The sequence below is a fragment of the Rosenbergiella nectarea genome (genome assembly GCF_900111105.1).
Taxonomy (GTDB): domain Bacteria; phylum Pseudomonadota; class Gammaproteobacteria; order Enterobacterales; family Enterobacteriaceae; genus Rosenbergiella; species Rosenbergiella nectarea.
The window spans coordinates 92058-110632 of sequence record NZ_FOGC01000004.1 but is presented as its reverse complement, the minus strand read 5'-3'; the positions used below and the strand labels follow the sequence as shown (position 1 = coordinate 110632).

General features: G+C 49.3%; 19 protein-coding genes. 3 read left to right on the top strand and 16 right to left on the bottom strand.

The window, feature by feature from the left end; translation table 11 throughout:
• Nucleotides 1-23: 23 nt before the first annotated feature.
• Nucleotides 24-1082 (top strand): L,D-transpeptidase family protein, encoded by a 1059-nt coding sequence (locus BMX14_RS06630; protein WP_092674524.1) that lies wholly within the window; start codon nucleotides 24-26, stop codon nucleotides 1080-1082.
• A 35-nt stretch (nucleotides 1083-1117) separates the two neighbouring features.
• Here the strand turns inward: BMX14_RS06630 and BMX14_RS06625 are convergent, their stop codons facing one another.
• The 11 genes from BMX14_RS06625 to moaA form a co-directional block, all read right to left on the bottom strand.
• Nucleotides 1118-2314, bottom strand: coding sequence for an MFS transporter (locus BMX14_RS06625; RefSeq protein ID WP_092674522.1), 1197 nt, complete (start codon nucleotides 2312-2314; stop codon nucleotides 1118-1120).
• A gap of 76 nt (nucleotides 2315-2390) precedes the next feature.
• Nucleotides 2391-3338 (bottom strand): tRNA dihydrouridine(16) synthase DusC, encoded by a 948-nt coding sequence (gene dusC, locus BMX14_RS06620; RefSeq protein WP_092674519.1) that lies wholly within the window; start codon nucleotides 3336-3338, stop codon nucleotides 2391-2393.
• A gap of 4 nt (nucleotides 3339-3342) precedes the next feature.
• Nucleotides 3343-4674, bottom strand: coding sequence for an ATP-dependent RNA helicase RhlE (gene rhlE, locus BMX14_RS06615; RefSeq protein ID WP_092674516.1), 1332 nt, complete (start codon nucleotides 4672-4674; stop codon nucleotides 3343-3345).
• A 184-nt stretch (nucleotides 4675-4858) separates the two neighbouring features.
• Complete coding sequence (locus BMX14_RS06610) at nucleotides 4859-5251, bottom strand: YbhQ family protein (protein ID WP_092674514.1); 393 nt, start codon at nucleotides 5249-5251, stop codon at nucleotides 4859-4861.
• A 450-nt stretch (nucleotides 5252-5701) separates the two neighbouring features.
• Nucleotides 5702-6412 carry a Bax inhibitor-1/YccA family protein gene (locus BMX14_RS06605; RefSeq protein ID WP_168174403.1) on the bottom strand — a complete coding sequence of 237 codons (711 nt, stop codon included), beginning with the start codon at nucleotides 6410-6412 and terminating at the stop codon, nucleotides 5702-5704.
• Complete coding sequence (locus tag BMX14_RS06600) at nucleotides 6412-7515, bottom strand: DUF1615 domain-containing protein (protein WP_092674788.1); 1104 nt, start codon at nucleotides 7513-7515, stop codon at nucleotides 6412-6414. The genes BMX14_RS06605 and BMX14_RS06600 overlap by 1 nt, the downstream gene beginning before the upstream one ends.
• 5 nt (nucleotides 7516-7520) lie before the next feature.
• Nucleotides 7521-7988, bottom strand: a complete 468-nt coding sequence (gene moaE / locus BMX14_RS06595; RefSeq protein ID WP_092674511.1) for a molybdopterin synthase catalytic subunit MoaE — start codon at nucleotides 7986-7988, stop codon at nucleotides 7521-7523.
• Nucleotides 7989-7990: 2 nt separating this feature from the next.
• Nucleotides 7991-8236, bottom strand: coding sequence for a molybdopterin synthase sulfur carrier subunit (gene moaD / locus BMX14_RS06590; RefSeq protein WP_092674509.1), 246 nt, complete (start codon nucleotides 8234-8236; stop codon nucleotides 7991-7993).
• Nucleotides 8229-8714: a cyclic pyranopterin monophosphate synthase MoaC gene (gene moaC, locus BMX14_RS06585; RefSeq protein WP_092674507.1), complete on the bottom strand. Its 486-nt coding sequence runs from the start codon at nucleotides 8712-8714 to the stop codon at nucleotides 8229-8231. The genes moaD and moaC overlap by 8 nt, the downstream gene beginning before the upstream one ends.
• Nucleotides 8711-9232 (bottom strand): molybdenum cofactor biosynthesis protein B, encoded by a 522-nt coding sequence (moaB, locus tag BMX14_RS06580; RefSeq protein WP_092674504.1) that lies wholly within the window; start codon nucleotides 9230-9232, stop codon nucleotides 8711-8713. The genes moaC and moaB overlap by 4 nt, the downstream gene beginning before the upstream one ends.
• Before the next feature lie 14 nt (nucleotides 9233-9246).
• A complete protein-coding gene (gene moaA / locus BMX14_RS06575; protein WP_092674501.1) occupies nucleotides 9247-10227 on the bottom strand; it encodes a GTP 3',8-cyclase MoaA in 981 nt (326 codons plus the stop codon).
• Between the two features lie 226 nt (nucleotides 10228-10453).
• Here moaA and yvcK point away from each other — a divergent pair, with 226 nt between their 5' ends.
• Nucleotides 10454-11365 carry a uridine diphosphate-N-acetylglucosamine-binding protein YvcK gene (yvcK, locus tag BMX14_RS06570; protein WP_230527364.1) on the top strand — a complete coding sequence of 304 codons (912 nt, stop codon included), beginning with the start codon at nucleotides 10454-10456 and terminating at the stop codon, nucleotides 11363-11365.
• A 52-nt stretch (nucleotides 11366-11417) separates the two neighbouring features.
• On the opposite strand, the gene uvrB is transcribed toward yvcK, so the two are convergent.
• Nucleotides 11418-13448, bottom strand: coding sequence for an excinuclease ABC subunit UvrB (gene uvrB, locus BMX14_RS06565; RefSeq protein WP_092674496.1), 2031 nt, complete (start codon nucleotides 13446-13448; stop codon nucleotides 11418-11420).
• Nucleotides 13449-14175: 727 nt separating this feature from the next.
• On the opposite strand from uvrB, the gene BMX14_RS06560 reads away from it, so the two are divergent.
• Nucleotides 14176-14916: an ABC transporter ATP-binding protein gene (locus BMX14_RS06560; protein ID WP_092674494.1), complete on the top strand. Its 741-nt coding sequence runs from the start codon at nucleotides 14176-14178 to the stop codon at nucleotides 14914-14916.
• On the opposite strand, the gene bioD is transcribed toward BMX14_RS06560, so the two are convergent.
• The 4 genes from bioD to bioB are packed head-to-tail and all read right to left on the bottom strand — an operon-like array spanning nucleotide 14903 to nucleotide 18504.
• Entirely contained in the window at nucleotides 14903-15574 is a 672-nt protein-coding gene (gene bioD / locus BMX14_RS06555) for a dethiobiotin synthase (RefSeq protein WP_092674491.1), read from the bottom strand. The two genes, BMX14_RS06560 and bioD, sit on opposite strands and share 14 nt — an antisense overlap.
• Nucleotides 15571-16335 (bottom strand): methyltransferase domain-containing protein, encoded by a 765-nt coding sequence (locus BMX14_RS06550; protein ID WP_092674489.1) that lies wholly within the window; start codon nucleotides 16333-16335, stop codon nucleotides 15571-15573. The genes bioD and BMX14_RS06550 overlap by 4 nt, the downstream gene beginning before the upstream one ends.
• Nucleotides 16325-17473, bottom strand: coding sequence for an 8-amino-7-oxononanoate synthase (gene bioF, locus BMX14_RS06545; RefSeq protein ID WP_092674487.1), 1149 nt, complete (start codon nucleotides 17471-17473; stop codon nucleotides 16325-16327). Before bioF ends, BMX14_RS06550 begins: the two co-directional genes overlap by 11 nt.
• The gene (gene bioB / locus BMX14_RS06540; RefSeq protein ID WP_092674484.1) at nucleotides 17473-18504 is read right to left on the bottom strand and encodes a biotin synthase BioB; all 1032 of its coding nucleotides are present in this window, start codon (nucleotides 18502-18504) and stop codon (nucleotides 17473-17475) included. The genes bioF and bioB overlap by 1 nt, the downstream gene beginning before the upstream one ends.
• Nucleotides 18505-18575: the final 71 nt, after the last annotated feature.

The following is an 18575-nucleotide window of genomic DNA, read 5'->3' as shown; positions in this document are numbered from 1 at the left end:
TCAGGTTTAAGCCATACATTACTATGAAAAAAAGCATCCGCGCGCTGATCTCTGCTGCCATGACTGTTGCAGCCTTTTCTCAGACTGCACATGCGGTGGTATATCCACTTCCGGCAGCCAACAGTAGCATTACTGGTGAGAACCTCGAAGTTTCTATCCCTACTAACAGCAGATTACCGCTGGAAGCTTTTGCTGCACAATATGAGATGGGGCTAAGTAATCTGTTAGAAGCCAATCCGGGTATTGATGTCTATTTACCGAAAGCCGGCTCTAAACTGATTATTCCACAACAGCTGATTTTGCCTGATGCGCCCCGCGAAGGGATCGTCATCAACAGTGCTGAAATGCGTCTTTACTACTATCCGAAAGGCGGACATACCGTTGTCGTCCTCCCTATCGGTATTGGACAGTTAGGTAAAGATACGCCGCTCAATTGGGTCACTAAGGTGGAAAGTAAACGCCCTAACCCAACCTGGACGCCGACCGCGAAAATGCATAGCGAATATGCCGATGAGGGTAAAAATTTACCGACCATCTTCCCTGCGGGTCCAGATAATCCAATGGGCCTCTACGCGCTTTATATCGGTAAAATGTATGCGGTTCATGGCACCAATGCTGATTTCGGTATTGGACTGCGTGTAAGTCACGGCTGTGTTCGCCTGCGTGGTGACGATATTAAGTGGCTATTTGAGCATGTACCGGTCGGCACCCGTGTACAATTTGTCAACCAACCGGTCAAAGCGTCAGTCGAAGCTGACGGGTCACGCTACCTAGAGGTGCATAACCCGCTGTCGACGACCGAAGAACAATTTACGAGCAATGCGGTGGTCCCAGTTAACTTACCGCAATCTGTAAGCAAAGTGCTTTCTGATTCTAGCGTTAATCAAGACGTGGTTAATCAAGTACTGAAAAATCGTTCAGGGATGCCAGTAAAAGTGAATGGTGTGGCAGAAGCCCATGCTAATACGCCGCAACCCGTCTCTGAGCAGAGCGATGCGCAACCGACTGAAGCACCAGACTCTACCTTCTCCGCTCAAGGGGCAAGTGTTTCCGTGACTCAGCCACCACCGGTTGAAGAGTAAGCTTTTCTAAGGCCACAACCTAAGTTGTGGCCACCTTAGCTTACTGTTGGTCGGCGACTCCTGACCAGTAATGTTCCCACCAGTAACGCCCCTAAACAGACCATAACGGCTGCTGCCAAGTATATTGACCGTATCCCACTTTGGTTCATCAGTAATCCCGCCACAGGTCCAGTTAAGCCCAATGCTAAATCCAAGAATGCTGAATAGGTGCCCAGTGCCGACCCTTTACTCTGCTCGCTAACCTGCCGAACCGCTTCGACGCCCAATGCGGGAAAGACCAATGAAAAGCCTGCGCCGGTCAGCAATGCCCCAATATCGGCCCATAATACGGTTTCTGCCTGCCAGAGCATAAACAAACCGACGGCCTCAGTGAGTAGACACCCAAGAGATACGGCTAGCCCCCCGAAACGTGTGATCATATTACTAAAGAGAAAACGCGATAACACAAAACCTAAGCTATAGAGGCTTAATGTCGTGGCTGCACCCTGCCATCCACGACTGGAGAAGTAGAGGGTGATAAAGGTCGCGATCACACCGAACCCGAGCGTGCCTAAAGCTAAGCCTACTCCATAAGGGCTGACCAACCCTAACACTTGGCGAAAAGGTAAATGTGGTGCGCTGAGCGAGAGTGTGATACTGGCTTTGTTACGGGCCAGCACAAAACCCACTACGCCCATTAGCGTAATCAGCCCCGCAAAGCCACTGATCCCAAACCATTGGTTAAGCGCCACGCCAAATGGTGCCCCGACAGCCATCGCAAAGTAAGTCGCCACGCCATTCCATGAAATAACCCGTGCGGTATGGACTGATCCAACCAAGTTCATCCCCCATAATGTTGCCCCTGTACTACTAAAACTTTCACCAATGCCTAAGCAGAGTCGACCCAATGCAAGCAGCAGTAAACTACTGATTGGGTGGCTGGCAGATAAGCCTGCTATCACCGTCATCCCCCCGCTCAGCCCACAGAGTACCATCCCCAACATCACCACTTTTTTCGGCCCAAAGCGATCAGCCAGTCGGCCACTGTGTGGGCGACTCATTAATGTCGAGAAATATTGTAGACTAATGATCAGTCCGGCGATGAAGGGCGAGTACCCTAATTGGTGATGAACGAAACCAGGTAGTACGGCCAAAGGTAGGCCTACCGAGAGATAGCAAAAGAAGGTAAATATCATCACCGACAAAATACGCTTATTGAGTTGACCACGCGTCGGTTCACTGTGCTGAGGCATACGCATACCAGGATAAAAAGAGGGATAACCTCAGCATAGCATATCAGTGAGTAGAGGTTGCTTTACAAGGTTGGTATTAGGTTAATTTTATTAACTCTTTGTTAATGGCTTGAGCAATTACGGAGGAGTGCGTCATCGGCCGGATCTGACTGAACAGTTCGTCAGCCTGAGGGTACGATTTTCGCAGATAGCCTAACCATTGTTTGATCCGCGCAACATGATACATTCCAGTATCACCCTGTTTTTCAAGATGACAATAATCCTCTAACAACGCCACCACTTCTGGCCACGGCATCGCCGGATGATTGTATTTAATCATCTTACTAAGATTAGGAATATGCAGCGCCCCTCTTCCGACCATCAGATCATTGCAACCTGTGGTGGCCAGACACGCTTGTGCTGAAGCCCAATCCCAAATTTCACCATTCGCAATCACGGGAATCGTCAGCCGCTCACGAATTGCGGCTATCGCCGACCAATTCATCGCCTCAGCACGGTAGCCATCTTGTTTAGTTCGGCCATGGACGACAATCTCCGTCGCGCCGGCCTGCTCTACCGCATCGGCAATCTCAACACTGTGATCGAGGGAATCCCATCCTAAACGGACTTTCACGGTGACGGGAAGGGAAGAAGGGACTGCCTGACGCATCGCTTTCGCCGCATGGTAGATGAGTTGCGGATCTTTTAATAACGATGCCCCGCCGCCACTGCCATTAACTGTTTTGGAAGGACAACCACAGTTAAGATCGACTCCCCAAGATCCCAGCTCCACCGCGCGATGCGCATTTTCAGCTAACCACTGCGGGTGTTGACCCAGCAATTGGACCCTAACAAGTGTTCCTGTCGGCGTTCGACTTTGATCCGCTAATTCTGGGCACAAGCGATAAAAGGATTTTTTGGGTAATAACTGGTCAACGACTCTCAAAAATTCTGTGACGCAGAGATCGTAGTCGTTGACCTTAGTCAGGAGTTCCCTGACTAAGGCATCCAGCACACCTTCCATTGGTGCTAATAACACACGCATGGGACTAGCGATTGCCCTGCGGTTTCTTAGCGGCAGGCTTAGTCGACGTGGCAGAGCTATTACGCGTGCGAGGACGTGAGGCATTTTCTCCTTGAGGACGCCCCTGACCGCGCGAAGCACTGTGGTCAGAACGTCCACCACGGGCGGCACCGCGGCCGCCTTGGCGTCCGTTTTGAATCGGCTCAGCTTTAATCGAAGGATCCGGCTCGTAACCGGGTATAGCCAAACGTGGAATCTCTTTTTTCAGCAGTTTTTCGATGTCACGCAGTAACTTGTGCTCATCGACACACACCAGTGAGAGTGCTGAACCACTGGCTGCTGCACGTCCTGTACGGCCGATACGGTGAACATAGTCTTCCGCCACATTCGGTAGCTCGTAGTTTACGACGTGAGGCAGTTCTTCAATATCGATGCCGCGTGCCGCAATATCTGTCGCGACTAATACGCGCACTTCACCGGTCTTAAAGTGCTCCAGGGCACGTGTTCGCGCACCTTGGCTTTTATTACCGTGAATCGCGGCTGCCGTGATCCCATCTTTATTGAGCTGCTCCGCAAGATGGTTAGCGCCGTGTTTGGTCCGGGTGAAGACCAAAACCTGCTGCCAATTTTCTTTACCAATCAAATAAGACAACAATTCCCGCTTACGTTTTTTATCAACAAAATGCACCTGCTGAGAAACTTGCTCGGAGGCCGTGTTACGGCGAGCCACTTCCACTAATTTAGGGCGGTCTAATAATTTTTCAGCCAGTGCTTTGATCTCGTCAGAGAAGGTCGCAGAGAACAGTAAATTTTGACGACGAGTCGGTAATTTAGCCAAGATACGACGGATATCATGGATAAAGCCCATATCTAACATACGATCGGCTTCATCCAACACTAAGATTTCGATATTCGACAATTGCACGGCATTCTGATGCACTAAATCGAGTAAACGCCCCGGTGTGGCAACCAATACATCGACACCGCCGCGTAATTTCATCATTTGCGGGTTAATGCTCACGCCGCCAAATACCACCATCGAACGTAATTTAAGATAACGACTGTAGCTTTGAACGTTCTCGCCGACCTGTGCAGCCAGTTCCCGGGTAGGCGTTAAAATTAATGCTCGTACCGGCCTGCGCCCATTAATGGGCTTCTCAGTCGCGGCAAGGCGGTGTAACAGTGGCAGGGTGAAGCCCGCGGTTTTACCGGTACCAGTTTGCGCGCTGGCTAATAAGTCATCACCCGCCAACACGATAGGGATAGCTTGTTGTTGGATAGGCGTAGGGGTGGTATAGCCCTGTTCGTTAACAGCACGCAAAATCTCGGCATGTAAACCGAGTGAATCGAAAGTCATGGGGTATTGCTCCAGAGACGCCCTGACCGTCTTTTCACGGTGCAGTTTTCAGGGGGGACAGTGTCACTAATTTGAGAGAGATCAACGCAAACTACAATGCGATAAGTGCGAAGGAGTGTATCAGACTTTGCGCAGGACTGCGAGGATGTTAAAAAGGCCAGTCGAATGACTGGCCTTGAAGGTATTAGCTGCGTTTTTTCTCGACTCGTTGACCAGGACCTTTGGCGAACAATGAGAAAAGTGCGGGCCCGATAAGCATCGCCACACCTACTCCACAAATCAGTAGCGGATTGTGCAATACGCGAGAGAATAAGAAGAGTGACAACATCGCCGCACCAAAATAATAGGTGGTAGAGGCTTCTTCTAAATAATCTCCCACTGCGCGTAAGCGCGAGACGTTTTGCGTAATTAGCATAGCAACCAGCAAAACGACATAACTTGCGACCAATCCGGCACTGACTTCAACTAACAACTTGTGTTTAAAACCCCAAATTAATGAAGCTACGATGGTTAAGTGCATCGCAATATGAAAACACGTTTGCCCAGTGACAATCTGAACACGGTTAGACCATTTCATAGTTATCTCCTAGTAATACTCGCGGTAAAGCAAAACACCTTAACGCCAGTAAATGTCCTTCGAGAGTAATCGAAATAACTCGGCTGACTACAACTCTATGCTGCAATTGTGATAAGACCGACGTTTCTTCGGATAATTCTCTAAGAAGACGCGCTCAGTTTGCCACAAGTTAGGAGAAATATCATATTTTGTTTTAAACCCGCAATTTAATCAGCAGAAAATACTGCAATAAAGCCGAAAATTAAAATTTATCAGAAGAATGTATCAAAACGCCCCGCAGCGATTAAAAATCAATCAATTACCGATCTCGGTAATTAAATTAATCTAAAAAACAATGGCTTGAGCTAGACAGCCCATTTACCCTATTTGTAACTTAGGATATTTCTGGTGTTTTTTTGCGCAAAAAAAAGAGGGGTAAATCCCCTCTTTTCACGATCTTCTGCTGTTTCCCTATCGTCTGTCACCAAAAATTCTTAGTAACATCATGAAAAGGTTAATGAAATCTAAATACAGCGTGAGTGCACCGACGATACTGTAGCGACGAAAATTCGCTTTATCCGAAGCATCGATATTCTCGCCTAATTGACGAAGTTTTTGGGTATCGTAGGCCGTTAAGCCAACAAAAACCACAACGCCGATGTAAGTAATCGCCCACATTAATGCGGTGCTTTTAAGCCAATAATTGACCAGAGAGGCGATCAATATGCCGATTAACGCCATAAACAGTAAACTTCCCAATTTACTCAGGTCGCGCTTGGTCACCGCGCCATAGACCGTCATCGCACCAAACATCGCCGCCGTTACCACAAAGGTGCTGGCAATCGACGAATACGTAAAGGCGAGAAAAATACTGGCCATGGTGAGTCCGGTCAGCACCGAGTACAGCATGAAGAGGCCAGTGGCCAGTGCCGCGCTCATTTTATGTACCATGCCTGAAAGCACGAATACCACGGCGAGTTGCGCAATGATTAACCCGAAGAAGGTAATACGGCTGGAGAAGATCGCTTCCATTACCGCAGGCGTTCTTGCGGCAAACCAGCTCACGAAAGCTGTTAATAATAAGCCAGTGGTCATCCAACCATAAACTTGGGTCATGTACGCTTGCACGCGACTGCCCGACGAGGTGTGTCCTAACGATGAAGGACGTTGATAATTTTCCATTACTCCTCCCTAGCTTGAAGTAAACAGTGTTGATAACGTTGATTGACGCGTTGTGCAAACCACGCAGTAGTCAAATTACGAGAAATTTTGGGACTTTCTAACGTGATCCCTGGTAACCGCTCGTGTGGCCAAGCCTGCCCCCGCTTTTTGTCGGCAGCAGAAAAGACTTTTTTCCAAAGTTGGCTTTGTTCAAATTCCAGTGATTCACCTTGTGACAATTGTTGATGAATCGCTGAGTCACTCAGCTGCAGTGTAGAGCGAATTGACCTAATCGCCAACTCGGTCCGACTCGGAGCATCGTTCTGATATTGAAGTAAATCGCCATCTAAAGCCAATTTTTGTCCGCTTAAATAGGAGACTGCCGCTTGGAAGGCGGCATTACGACTCGCGTACCACCCTGCATTATAGTCAGCAAAACGGTATAAAGGCACCGAATAATGGGTTGGATAGCCAAGCAGATGAAGCGTACCAAAGTATATCCCGCCGCGCTGCGTGAGCACTTCTTTACGGATACTCTTTTCTACCTTGTAAGGATAGTTCTCTGCGTGCTGTTCGGCAAAAGCGATACTGACCTGCATCGGTCCGCCAGTATGGATGGGATTGAATCGACCAAATAGTCGTTGGCCTAAGGGAACGGAATCGATTAAATCGTCAAAAATATCACTCAGTTCGCGCTCACTGCGCACAGTATCTAACCGCTCAGTATAGCTTTTGCCATTGGTCGAAGGAATTTTCAACGCGGTGCGCACCACGAATTCAGGAATATGCAGCGAGCCGGCTCGACGATAAATCTCCTGCCAAGCAATCTGCGGTAGCCCTTTTACCGGCGCTTCGGCATTGAAAGTCGTCTCTTGTCCCGCGACAGCAATGACTGCACACAGATTACTAACATTGGGATCGATCTGTTGATGTAAAAATGCTTGGTAGATATCTTCTGACCACTGAGTTTTATTCGAGACATAACTCGGCAGCAACTGCTTAACTTGGGTGGTTACCGCGACTTTGGGCCGTGCAGGGGCTTTAGGTTTCTCTGACGCACAACTCGCCAGAAGTAGTGCCATGATACCCAACGTCGTCATTTTTAGAACTGTTGGTCGAGTCACTCTCATTACTCCTTATTCATCCATTTTTCTGGCGCAGTACTGTCTTGTAGCGTGGGAGATAACCACCTTGCACCCTCTTCTGTGACTTCCCGCTTCCAAAATGGCGCTTGGCTTTTCAATAAATCCATAATGAATTCTGTTGCCATAAAAGCAGCATGCCGGTGAATGGCGCTCACAATCACCAATACGATCTCTTCTCCCAATGAGAAAGTCCCCACGCGATGAATAATAGTGATATTGTTCACCGCAAAGCGCGCTCTAGCTTGATCCGCCAAACCATATAACACCCGTTCTGTCATTCCTGGGTAGTGCTCTAAGGTCAGCTGATTCACCGCGTGCCCTTGATTCATATCACGCACTTTGCCCACGAAAAAGACGATAGCGCCATCTTGATGATGGCTGGCAGCAAGCCGGTACTCATGGTCTACGCAGAAAGGAGCTGGGGTGACCTGGATACGGGTCAGAGCATGCATGATTATCCCCCTGTGACGGGTGGGAAAAAAGCCACTTCATCACCTGACTGTAAAGGCTGTGAAAAGTCGCAAATTTCCTGGTTTACGGCGACCAGCAATCGCCCATCAGCCAGTGCCAACCGCCAGCGTTTACCACGCTGTACGAGGGCGGATCGGAGTTGTTCAACATTATTAAAATCGGCCGGCAGCACCAGCTTTTCACACTCCACCAGCTCACGCGTTTGCGCAAAAAAAAGCACTTTAATCATGCCATCTACCCTGATAATCACCGGATTTCCCGCCCTGTTTTTCCACCAGACGAATGCACTCAATCACCATATCTTTCTGCACCGCCTTACACATGTCATATAAGGTCAATGCCGCAACCGACGCTGCCGTCAGCGCCTCCATCTCCACGCCTGTTTGCCCGCTTAAACGGCAGAGTGTTTGAATATGAATACGACAGGGATCGCGTAGCGGCGTCAACACCACTTCCACTTTACTCAGCATTAAAGGATGGCACAGCGGGATCAGATCCCACGTCTTTTTCGCCGCTTGGATCCCGGCGATCCGCGCAACGGCAAAGACATCCCCTTTGGGGTGTTTTCCTTCGGTGATTAACCGTAGAGTGTGCTCATTTAATTGGAGATAAGCTTCGGCACGGGCTTGGCGTAATGTCACGGCTTTATCGCTGACATCCACCATATTCGCCTCGCCCGCGTGATTGAGGTGAGATAACTGATTCATTTATCGACTTTCTTGAGTTGTGAGACGAAATTACAGGGCTTAGTGTGACGATCTAATTGTGCATCGATAATCTGTTCCCATGCCAAATGACATGCCGAGGTGGATCCGGGAAAGGCGAAAATCACCGTGTTATTGGCCAGCCCCGCAACAGCACGAGATTGCAACGTTGCCTGCTGGATCTGCTCAAAAGATAACATTCTAAACAGTTCACCAAACCCGGTGATCGCTTTATCGAATAACGGCACTATCGCTTCGGGTGTCGAATTTTGTTCGTGGAACCCGGTTCCGCCATTGATTAACACCACTTGAATATCCTGGCTAGCAATCGCTTGTGACACGATGGCCCGGATCGTATAGCGGTTATCAGGGCAAATTGTCCGCTGTACGACGTGATGTCCGGCTAGCTCGACTGCCTGTTGCAGGTAGTCGCCCGAGGGATCATTTTCCTCAGTACGATGGTTCGAGATCGTTAACACAGCAACATTCAGTGAATCTGTGTTACCTAGTGGATGATCCATTTCAATTCCTCGCCTTAACCACCAATGTAAGAGAGATTACGTGCCATGCCCGTCATCCCTTGGTGGAGAAAATGTGTCTGTTTCTTATTTGCCAAGCTCGACTGAATTCGCGCTTGTAGCAACGGTTGTTGATCATCAGCGTGCAGTAAATCGCGTAAATCAATCCCCTGTTCACCGAATAAACAGAGGTGTAACTTGCCGATAGCCGAGACGCGTAATCGGTTACAGCTGTCACAAAAATCTTTGTCATAAGGCATGATCAACCCAATTTGCCCTTGATAATCAGGATGACTAAAGAGTTGAGCAGGCCCAGCATCAGGCGCTCGGGCAACTAATTGCCAGCCTTGATCCACTAATTGACGGCGCAGGTGTTCGCCGGAAAGGTGATGTTTAGCGAAGTAATCGTTGCCCTCCCCCGTTTCCATTAACTCGATAAAACGAAGCTGGAGCGGGCGATGCTTGATCCAATCTAAAAATTCGGGAAGCTGTTGGGTAAGGTGTTTCATCAATACCACGTTTATTTTGACTACTGGAAAGCCCGCTTCCAAACTGGCATCGATTCCAGCCATCACTTCGGTAAATTTATTCTGTCCGGTGATTTGATGGAATTGACGCGCATCCAGACTATCTAGGCTCACATTTACCGCACTTAGCCCCGCCGCTCGCCAGTTCGCCGCCTCTTTGGCTAAGCGATAGCCATTAGTGGTCATGGCAATCTGTTTAATCGCAGGTTGCTGATGAATGGCAGCGATAATATCGCTAAAATCACGACGCATTGAAGGTTCGCCGCCCGTTAAGCGAATTTTCGTCGTGCCTAATTGACCAAAGGCTTGTGCCACCCGGGCTATCTCGTCGACAGACAAGAATGAATCTCGGTCCTTATTCGGCCGATAACCATCAGGCAAACAGTACGTACAGCGAAAGTTACAGACATCCGTAATTGAAAGTCGTAAGTAATAAAATTTGCGCTGAAATGTATCGGTCAAGGGTAACAAATAAGGACCTCGTTAAAGGTGATGCAACAAAACATTCATCCACTCCAAGATGAGTGTAATGAAAAACCGGAGGAATGATGACATTATCCTAGCTTGAATAGGAATAGGTGTCATGTTTGGCTCGGCAATTCTTCGACATTTTTCAAATTTGTCATAGGCAATACGTAGAGAACAGCAGATAATACGCACCCGTGCTTGCCGTAAAAAAATCGACCCTTTAAGGATGATGCCTCTAATGAACCGTACCTTAGCAGATCTAGACAGAGTCGTTGCCATCGGTGGCGGCCACGGCTTAGGACGCGTGATGTCCTCGCTCTCTTCCCTCGGTTCCCGTCTTACCGGAATTGTCACCACGACCGATAATGGCGGGTCGACGGGTCGTATACGTCGCTCAGAGGGCGGGATTGCGTGGGGAGACACGCGTAACTGCTTAAATCAGCTCATTACTCAGCCTAGTGTCGCGTCAGCGATGTTTGAATATCGCTTTTCTGGACAAGGAGAATTAGCGGGGCATAATTTAGGGAATTTAATGCTACGTGCCCTCGATAGCCTAAGCGTTCGCCCGCTTGAGGCCATCAACCTTATTCGCAATGTATTAAAAGTCGATGCCTTTTTGATCCCGATGTCTGAACAACCTGTCGACTTGGTCGCGACCGATGCACGCGGTACCCTAATTCATGGCGAGACTGAGATCGATGCCATGACAGAGTGGCCCAGTAGTTTGGACCTCTCGGCTCCAGTTAAAGCTACCCGAGAAGCGATCGAGGCTATTCTCGATGCCGACCTGATTATTTTGGGACCTGGCAGTTTCTATACCAGCATCATGCCGGTTATTTTAGTGAAAGAAATCAGCCAAGCGTTACGTCGTACCCCGGCAAAGATGTTGTTTATCGATAATTTAGGGACTGAACTGAGCCCGGCGGGACATCTCTCCGTGGCCGAGAAGCTTACGATGATTGAAAGTGAGATTGGCCGTCGCGTGATAGACGGCGTTATTTTAGGCTTGACGGCGGATAGCAGTGGGGTTACACAGCGATTACGCATCCAGCGGCCACTGGATGCCAGCGATGTGGGATACCGCCATGATCGACAACTGCTCCGTCGAGCGCTAGAAGATGCCTTCCAGGCCTTGCATTGAGATGCCTGCAGCACGACACGCTGTCCGTAACGTGCTGTGGCCGCCCCGCCCCCTACATTGCAATAAGCAGTAGATCCCGGAGTTGATGTAGCTCATCACGTAAACGTGCGGCCTCTTCAAATTCGAGGTTCTGCGCATGTTTCTGCATGGTCCGCTCGTATTCCGAAATCTTCTTCTGTAATTCTGGCGCGGTCATTAGTGAGTATTCCGCCGCCGTTTCCGCGGCTTTTAGCTCAATATAACCTTTCGATGGACTCGCTTTTTTGCCGGAACCGGATGCACCGCCAATCTCAAGAATATCCGTGATTTTCTTGTTCAATTTGGTTGGGGTAATACCGTGCTCTTTGTTCCAAGCTTCTTGCTTCTCGCGACGACGCTCAGTCTCTTCAATCGCGCGGGCCATGGATGGCGTGATCTTATCCGCATAAAGAATCGCTTTACCGCTGACATTTCGAGCGGCCCTTCCGATAGTCTGGATCAATGACCGATCTGAACGGAGGAACCCTTCTTTATCCGCATCCAAAATTGCCACCAGCGAGACTTCTGGCATATCCAGACCTTCTCGGAGTAAGTTGATCCCGACCAATACATCAAACTTACCAAGACGTAGGTCGCGAATAATTTCCATACGTTCGACCGTGTCGATATCCGAGTGCAGATAGCGGACTTTCTCACCATGCTCTTCTAAATATTCGGTCAGATCTTCTGCCATGCGTTTGGTTAATACGGTCACCAACACCCTTTCATTTATTTCGACGCGTTGGCGAATCTCAGACAATAAGTCATCCACTTGCGTCGCCACCGGCCTAATTTCCAAGATCGGATCCAGCAGTCCAGTCGGACGAACCACTTGATCGATCACTTCATCACCGGATTTTTCTAGTTCGTATTTGCCTGGGGTCGCTGAAACATAAATCGTTTGTGGGGCGAGCGCTTCAAACTCCTCAAACTTCATCGGACGGTTATCCAGAGCAGAAGGAAGGCGGAAGCCATATTCGACAAGGTTTTCCTTGCGTGCTCGGTCACCCTTGTACATCCCTCCAATCTGCGGAATTGTCACGTGTGACTCATCCACCACCAGTAGCCCATCGGCGGGCAGATAGTCAAATAAGGTTGGCGGAGCCTGACCTGGACCACGTCCCGATAAATAGCGTGAGTAGTTTTCAATACCTGAGCAGTAACCCAATTCGTTCATCATTTCGAGATCAAATTGTGTGCGCTGAGTGATGCGCTGCTCTTCAAGCAACTTGTTATTGTCTAAAAGAACTTTTTTACGATCAGCGAGCTCGACTTTAATCTCTTCCATCGCTTGCAAAATCCGCTCACGTGGCGTGACATAGTGTGTTTTGGGATAAATAGTGAAGCGGGCGACAGATTGCTCAATTTGCCCCGTTAACGGGTCAAAGAGCGAGAGTTTCTCGACCTCTTCATCAAAGAGTTCCACGCGCAGCGCTAAATCGTCCGATTCCGCTGGGAAAATATCAATCACATCCCCCCGCACTCGAAACGTTGCACGCTGAAAGGCTTGGTCATTTCGCGCGTACTGCAGCTCTGACAGTCGGCGTAAAATACTGCGCTGGTCGATAATCATGCCACGAGTGAGATGCAGCATCATTTTTAAGTAGGCATCGGGGTCGCCTAGCCCATAGATGGCAGAGACTGATGCCACGACGATGACATCCTTACGCTCGAGCAATGCTTTGGTGGCTGAGAGACGCATCTGCTCGATGTGTTCATTCACCGAGGCATCTTTTTCAATAAAGGTGTCGGAACTTGGGACATAGGCTTCCGGCTGATAGTAATCGTAGTAAGACACGAAATACTCGACGGCATTTTCGGGAAAAAAGGCCTTCATCTCACCGTAAAGTTGCGCGGCCAGCGTCTTATTCGGTGCCATAATCATGGTCGGACGGTTAGAATCGGCAATAACGTTAGCGATAGTAAAGGTCTTCCCTGAACCGGTTACGCCAAGTAAGGTTTGATGGGCTAGACCATCGTCTAACCCTTCCTCTAATTTTTTAATCGCTTCAGGCTGATCACCAGAAGGCTTAAATTCCGAGTGTAAGGTAAACACTTTACTCATAATCATTGGTTCCGGTTAGTCAGTATCAGGATGAGGGGTGATTTTACTCCTTAGCGCTAAGAAGTACAGATTTACTGGATAGATATCCAGCTCAGCAGCACTAACATCGCCAAAAGGGCCAGGCGCTGAATAAAAGTCAGCCAGTCAACCTTTTTTTTAGGTTATCCACCGTCTGCCGCCGATAATTTATTTTTGTCAAGCATTAGTCGAAAAGTTCTCGGCGCGCCTTGTGGGCTATCGCTTATGCTATTGCTTTTGCGTAACGTATTGATTTTGAATTTATATAAAAATAAGTGTAGTTTACAACCACTCCAATGCCAACCCGCATCATTCATCGGCTAGCATCAGTTTTCAGAGGGTAATACACATGGTTATCCACAGGAATGGTGGATAACTGCTGGCAGGCCAGTCACCGTGGGCTGTGTATAATTTTTCAGAAAGATGACAAACGAATAAAAAAAATTTTTTTTAAATCATGGCACTTTTTTACTTCGTTAGAAAACGCGCAGAATCGTTTTAGAAGGCTTAACTAAATGGTTAAAGTCAATACTTGTCGCGATAAATAATTGCCGTTTTATGAGTCGTTATGCACCAAATAAGCTCATCTTTTCACGCGATACCCCACCCCCGCGTCTCTCCCTAGTGATGCCTAGCGTCGCAAAAGCTGGCGCGCTTTTTGCTTAACAACTTTATTACATAGCGTGCTAATGGATTGGGGGATAACACCATGCTTCAACTTAGAGAGATTAATCAAGCCTACGACGACCACCATACGCTCTGGGATATCAATCTTGAAGTGAGTCAAAATAGTTGCTCAGCCATTGTCGGACAGCAAGGCACCGGTAAAACAACGCTTTTCCATTGTATTTTGGGGTTCCTTCCCATCATGAGTGGCGAGATGACTTGGCAGCCGAAAAATACGCTACCTTGTAGTTTGATCTCGCTTCCTAGCCAGCACCGCTCGCAATTAGGCATTACTTATGTTCCACAAGGTAGTCCGATTTTTTCACAACTCAGTGTGGAGGAAAATTTATTGATTGCGCTGAAAGCGGGCCATCCTAGAAGCTTACCTGTCACCTTGCCTAGGTTAATCAGTGAGCTTTTTCCAATCTTGCTCAGCAAGCGCCATCAACGCAGCGGGGTTTTGGCAAAAGGATTACAATACCAGTTGGCGCTGGCGCGAGCGGTGATCACTCATCCGAAATTAATTTTACTGGACGAGCCTTCGGAAGGATTAACCGCTAGCGAGGCTGATCACCTAGTCGCGATAATTGCCGCACTAACTAAGGACTATAATATCAGCGTGTTATTGATGGACAACAATTTAGCTTTTGTGACGCGGGTCGCCGATAAGTTCACCTTGCTCCATCATGGTCGCAGTGTCATGTCGGGGACGGCCGCCGATTTAATGCGCTTCAGCGGCTCGGAGAAGTGGAGTAATGGGTCGTCACCGACTAGGGTAATGTAAGATAGTGTCCAATATTATCCAATTGGTTAGCATCGCTAAGGAAGGGGATTTCGCCCAGTAACGGCGCGCTAATCTGGTCAGTCAAGTAGGCACAATAGGCCGCATACTCGTGCGGCTCAGGACTAAGGCTATTGGCCACCCAGCCTGCTAGGGTGAGCCCAGCTTGCTGGATAGCCGCTTGCGTTAACAACGCATGGTTGATACAACCCAACTTCATTCCCACCACCAAGATAACCGGTAGTTGCTGCGCACTTACCCATTCACCATAGTGTTGCTGTGCCGATAACGGGGTAAACCAGCCCCCTGCTCCTTCAACCAGCACCCAATCCGCCAGAGCTTGTAATGCCGCGAGGCCCGCATCGAGCAGTGGGAAACTAATGGGTTGGCCCTCGCGTTGACTCGCAATATGCGGAGAGGTCGGTTGTTCGAAGGTTAAGGGGTTGACCGAAGCATAGGGTAAATTAACATTACTATAGCGCTGTAAAATCAATGCATCACGATTGCGTAACCCTTCTACTGTCCACTCTGAGCCTGATGCGACAGGTTTATAGCCAGCAGTGGTATAGCCAGAACGCCCCGCGGCTTGAAGTAATGCCGCCGACACGAGGGTTTTGCCAACATCCGTATCCGTTCCGGTTAAGAAATAAGTGTGACTCATCGAGTGACTCCAAAAACGATTTGATAGGTGAGACGAAAACCGTGTTCATCTCGCGGCCAATGGTCGGCCAGTTGGTGGAAAAATTCACGTCCTCCCAGTCCGGATTGGCGGCCAGCATGCAAGTGTGAAGCACCGATACCTTTCAACGACCAGAGTGCATCGAGGGGGGACGGAAAATGGCAGACGACAGGGGCCTGCCAGGCAGTTAGGCCAAGAGACTCCGCGGTGGAGAGCAGTGATTCGGCACTGGACCAGCGATTGATCGGTGCCGAGCGCCCCATTCGCTGCCAGACCTGTTCAATTTCCGGTAGGGAACCTGCCGCTAAGGTCGAGACAGCGAGTTTACCGTGCGACGTGAGCGAGCGTTGAAACTGCTGCACGGTATGATGGAAGTCACTGCACCACTGAAGCGCGAGGTTACTCCATAAGTAATCAATACTTTGCGGATGAAAGGGAAAAGCCTCCAGATCGCCACGAACATAGTAGTCAGCCGAGTGCTGCTGGGCTGCGTGCTGTAGCATGCCGCTGGACAGATCAAAGGCCGTCACGCAGTGCCCTTGTTCGCGAAAATAACGACTAAACCAGCCTGAACCCGCCCCGGCGTCAACCACTACACCCGGCTTATGCCAGTCGCAATGTGCCATCAGTTGCTCACCGACTGTGCGTTGGAACGCAGCGAAGTGATCATACTGTTTGGCTGCACGACTAAATGCCTGCGCAAGCGCCTTTTTATCGATTTGGCTAACGGTATTAGAGGGCATGATGCAAGGCCTCAACCAAACCAATGATCTGCTCTGTACTGTGCGCAGCACTCAGGGTGATTCTTAATCGAGCGCTGCCTACGGGTACCGTCGGCGGGCGGATCGCCTGTACCCAGTATCCAGCAGACTGCAGGCTTTGGGCAACGGCCAGCGCTCGATGATTATCGCCAATAATCACCGGTTGAATCGCCGTCAGGGAATCGGTCAGCGCAATCCCCTGCTGCAAACACAGGGTCCTGAAATCGCTGATATTTTGGGCCAGTTTTAACCGATATTCCGGTTGCTGGCGGACAATATCAATACTGGTTAAGACGGCCTCGGCTTGAGCCGCAGGTAATGCCGTGCTGTAAATCAGATGACGAGCGGATTGTTCCAAGTATTCGGCCACAGCGTTTGAACAGAGTATTGCCGCACCGCTCACACCGAGGGCTTTACCAAAGGTGACGACCAATATATCCGGTTTAATTTGCTGCTGCGCACAGCTTCCTCGCCCCTCATCGCCAAGCACTCCCACTCCATGTGCATCATCGACCATTAACCATGCTTGGTGTTCACGACACATTTCACTGATGGCGGCTAAGGGAGCTTGGTCACCATCCATACTGAAGACGCCCTCGGTGATCACCAGACGGTTCTTTGTCTCGGTCGCCCCTAATTGCCGCGCAAGGCCGTCTAACGAGTTGTGAGGGAAACGGCGATAACGGGCTGGGGATAGCGTCGCCGCTTCCTGTAACGAGGCATGCATTAATTTATCGGCGATAAGCGTGTCACTGGACTCAGCGAGGGCAAAAATTAAGGCTTGGTTAGCGGCAAATCCAGAGCTTAACAATATGGCTCGAGGAAATCCTAACCACTCGGCCAATGTCTGCTCAAGAAGTTGATGGCAAGGTGAATAACCTGTCACATGTCCCGATGCGCCCGCCCCCGTCCCCCATTTTTGCGCCCCTTTACACCACGCATCAATCACCGCAGGGTGATGACTTAATCCTAGATAGTCATTACTGGAAAAATGTGTGAAGTGTTGCTCGCCCAGAGCTAAGCTGGCATGCGGGGAGACGCTGACGGCTAACCGCCGCCGCAGCAATCCTTGCTGCTGGCGATGGTGTAAGGTTTGTTCGATGCGTTGTTGCCAAGACATTAGACAGCCGCGTTATAAAAGAGTGACGTATCCGCATTGGTGATCTGCTGATGAAGCATTTCAGACTCAGATTCCACCCCAAGTTCAGTGTGCGCATGCGCAGGTTTCAACCCAAGCTTACGGAAGAGTTGCACGTCGCTGTCTTCCTCAGGGTTTTCAGTGGTTAGCAATTTACAGCCATAGAAAATTGAGTTGGCACCCGCCATAAAACACATCGCCTGGGTTTGTTCACTCATCTGTTCGCGGCCCGCAGAAAGACGCACATACGAACTCGGCATTAATACCCGTGCTACGGCAATGGTGCGGATAAAATCGAAGGGATCGACATCGTCGTTATCGGCCAGTGGTGTCCCTTTTACTTTCACTAACATATTAACGGGCACGCTTTCTGGTGGCGTAGGAAGATTCGCTAATTGCATCAAGAGTCCCGCGCGATCATCAATCGTTTCCCCTAATCCAACAATCCCACCCGAACAGACCTTAATTCCCGCCCCCCGAACATGCGACAGCGTATCTAGACGTTCTTGATAACTACGCGTGGTAATGATGTTGCCGTAAAACTCAGGCGAGGTGTCTAAGTTATGGTTGTAATAATCTAATCCTGCGGTGGCTAACTCATCGGCCTGATCAGGAGAGAGCGTCCCAAGCGTCATACAGGTTTCTAAGCCCATCGACTTGACGCCTTCGACCATTTTCTTGAGATAAGGCATATCACGCGCATGGGGATTTTTCCACGCTGCACCCATACAAAAACGCCCCGAGCCCGCCGCCTTGGCTTTCCGTGCAGAAGTCAACACTTCTTCGACTTCCATTAATTTTTCAGATTCTAAACCGGTTTTATAGCGCGCGCTCTGCGGGCAATATTTGCAATCCTCTGGGCACGCGCCCGTTTTGATGGAGAGTAAGGTGCTGACTTGTACTTTGGCAGGGTCAAAATTTTCACGGTGGATCTGCTGGGCCTTAAACATTAGCTCTAAAAATGGCATCTCAAACAGTTCAGTAACTTGCTGACGAGTCCAACGTTGTGACATGGCTTGCTCCATAACTTTAAACATCCGGTTATTGTGGTTATACTTGTAAACTAAATTTATCGAAAATAGTT

What these genes read in the sequence shown, in the direction of transcription:
- BMX14_RS06630 (WP_092674524.1), top strand. Translation starts at nt 24, where the DNA reads ATGAAAAAAAGCATCCGCGCGCTGATCTCTGCTGCCATGACTGTTGCA.
- BMX14_RS06625 (WP_092674522.1), bottom strand. Translation starts at nt 2,314, where the DNA reads ATGCCTCAGCACAGTGAACCGACGCGTGGTCAACTCAATAAGCGTATT.
- dusC (WP_092674519.1), bottom strand. Translation starts at nt 3,338, where the DNA reads ATGCGTGTGTTATTAGCACCAATGGAAGGTGTGCTGGATGCCTTAGTC.
- rhlE (WP_092674516.1), bottom strand. Translation starts at nt 4,674, where the DNA reads ATGACTTTCGATTCACTCGGTTTACATGCCGAGATTTTGCGTGCTGTT.
- BMX14_RS06610 (WP_092674514.1), bottom strand. Translation starts at nt 5,251, where the DNA reads ATGAAATGGTCTAACCGTGTTCAGATTGTCACTGGGCAAACGTGTTTT.
- BMX14_RS06605 (WP_168174403.1), bottom strand. Translation starts at nt 6,412, where the DNA reads ATGGAAAATTATCAACGTCCTTCATCGTTAGGACACACCTCGTCGGGC.
- moaE (WP_092674511.1), bottom strand. Translation starts at nt 7,988, where the DNA reads ATGCATGCTCTGACCCGTATCCAGGTCACCCCAGCTCCTTTCTGCGTA.
- moaD (WP_092674509.1), bottom strand. Translation starts at nt 8,236, where the DNA reads ATGATTAAAGTGCTTTTTTTTGCGCAAACGCGTGAGCTGGTGGAGTGT.
- moaC (WP_092674507.1), bottom strand. Translation starts at nt 8,714, where the DNA reads ATGAATCAGTTATCTCACCTCAATCACGCGGGCGAGGCGAATATGGTG.
- moaB (WP_092674504.1), bottom strand. Translation starts at nt 9,232, where the DNA reads ATGGATCATCCACTAGGTAACACAGATTCACTGAATGTTGCTGTGTTA.
- yvcK (WP_230527364.1), top strand. Translation starts at nt 10,454, where the DNA reads ATGCCTCTAATGAACCGTACCTTAGCAGATCTAGACAGAGTCGTTGCC.
- uvrB (WP_092674496.1), bottom strand. Translation starts at nt 13,448, where the DNA reads ATGAGTAAAGTGTTTACCTTACACTCGGAATTTAAGCCTTCTGGTGAT.
- BMX14_RS06560 (WP_092674494.1), top strand. Translation starts at nt 14,176, where the DNA reads ATGCTTCAACTTAGAGAGATTAATCAAGCCTACGACGACCACCATACG.
- bioD (WP_092674491.1), bottom strand. Translation starts at nt 15,574, where the DNA reads ATGAGTCACACTTATTTCTTAACCGGAACGGATACGGATGTTGGCAAA.
- BMX14_RS06550 (WP_092674489.1), bottom strand. Translation starts at nt 16,335, where the DNA reads ATGCCCTCTAATACCGTTAGCCAAATCGATAAAAAGGCGCTTGCGCAG.
- bioF (WP_092674487.1), bottom strand. Translation starts at nt 17,473, where the DNA reads ATGTCTTGGCAACAACGCATCGAACAAACCTTACACCATCGCCAGCAG.
- bioB (WP_092674484.1), bottom strand. Translation starts at nt 18,504, where the DNA reads ATGTCACAACGTTGGACTCGTCAGCAAGTTACTGAACTGTTTGAGATG.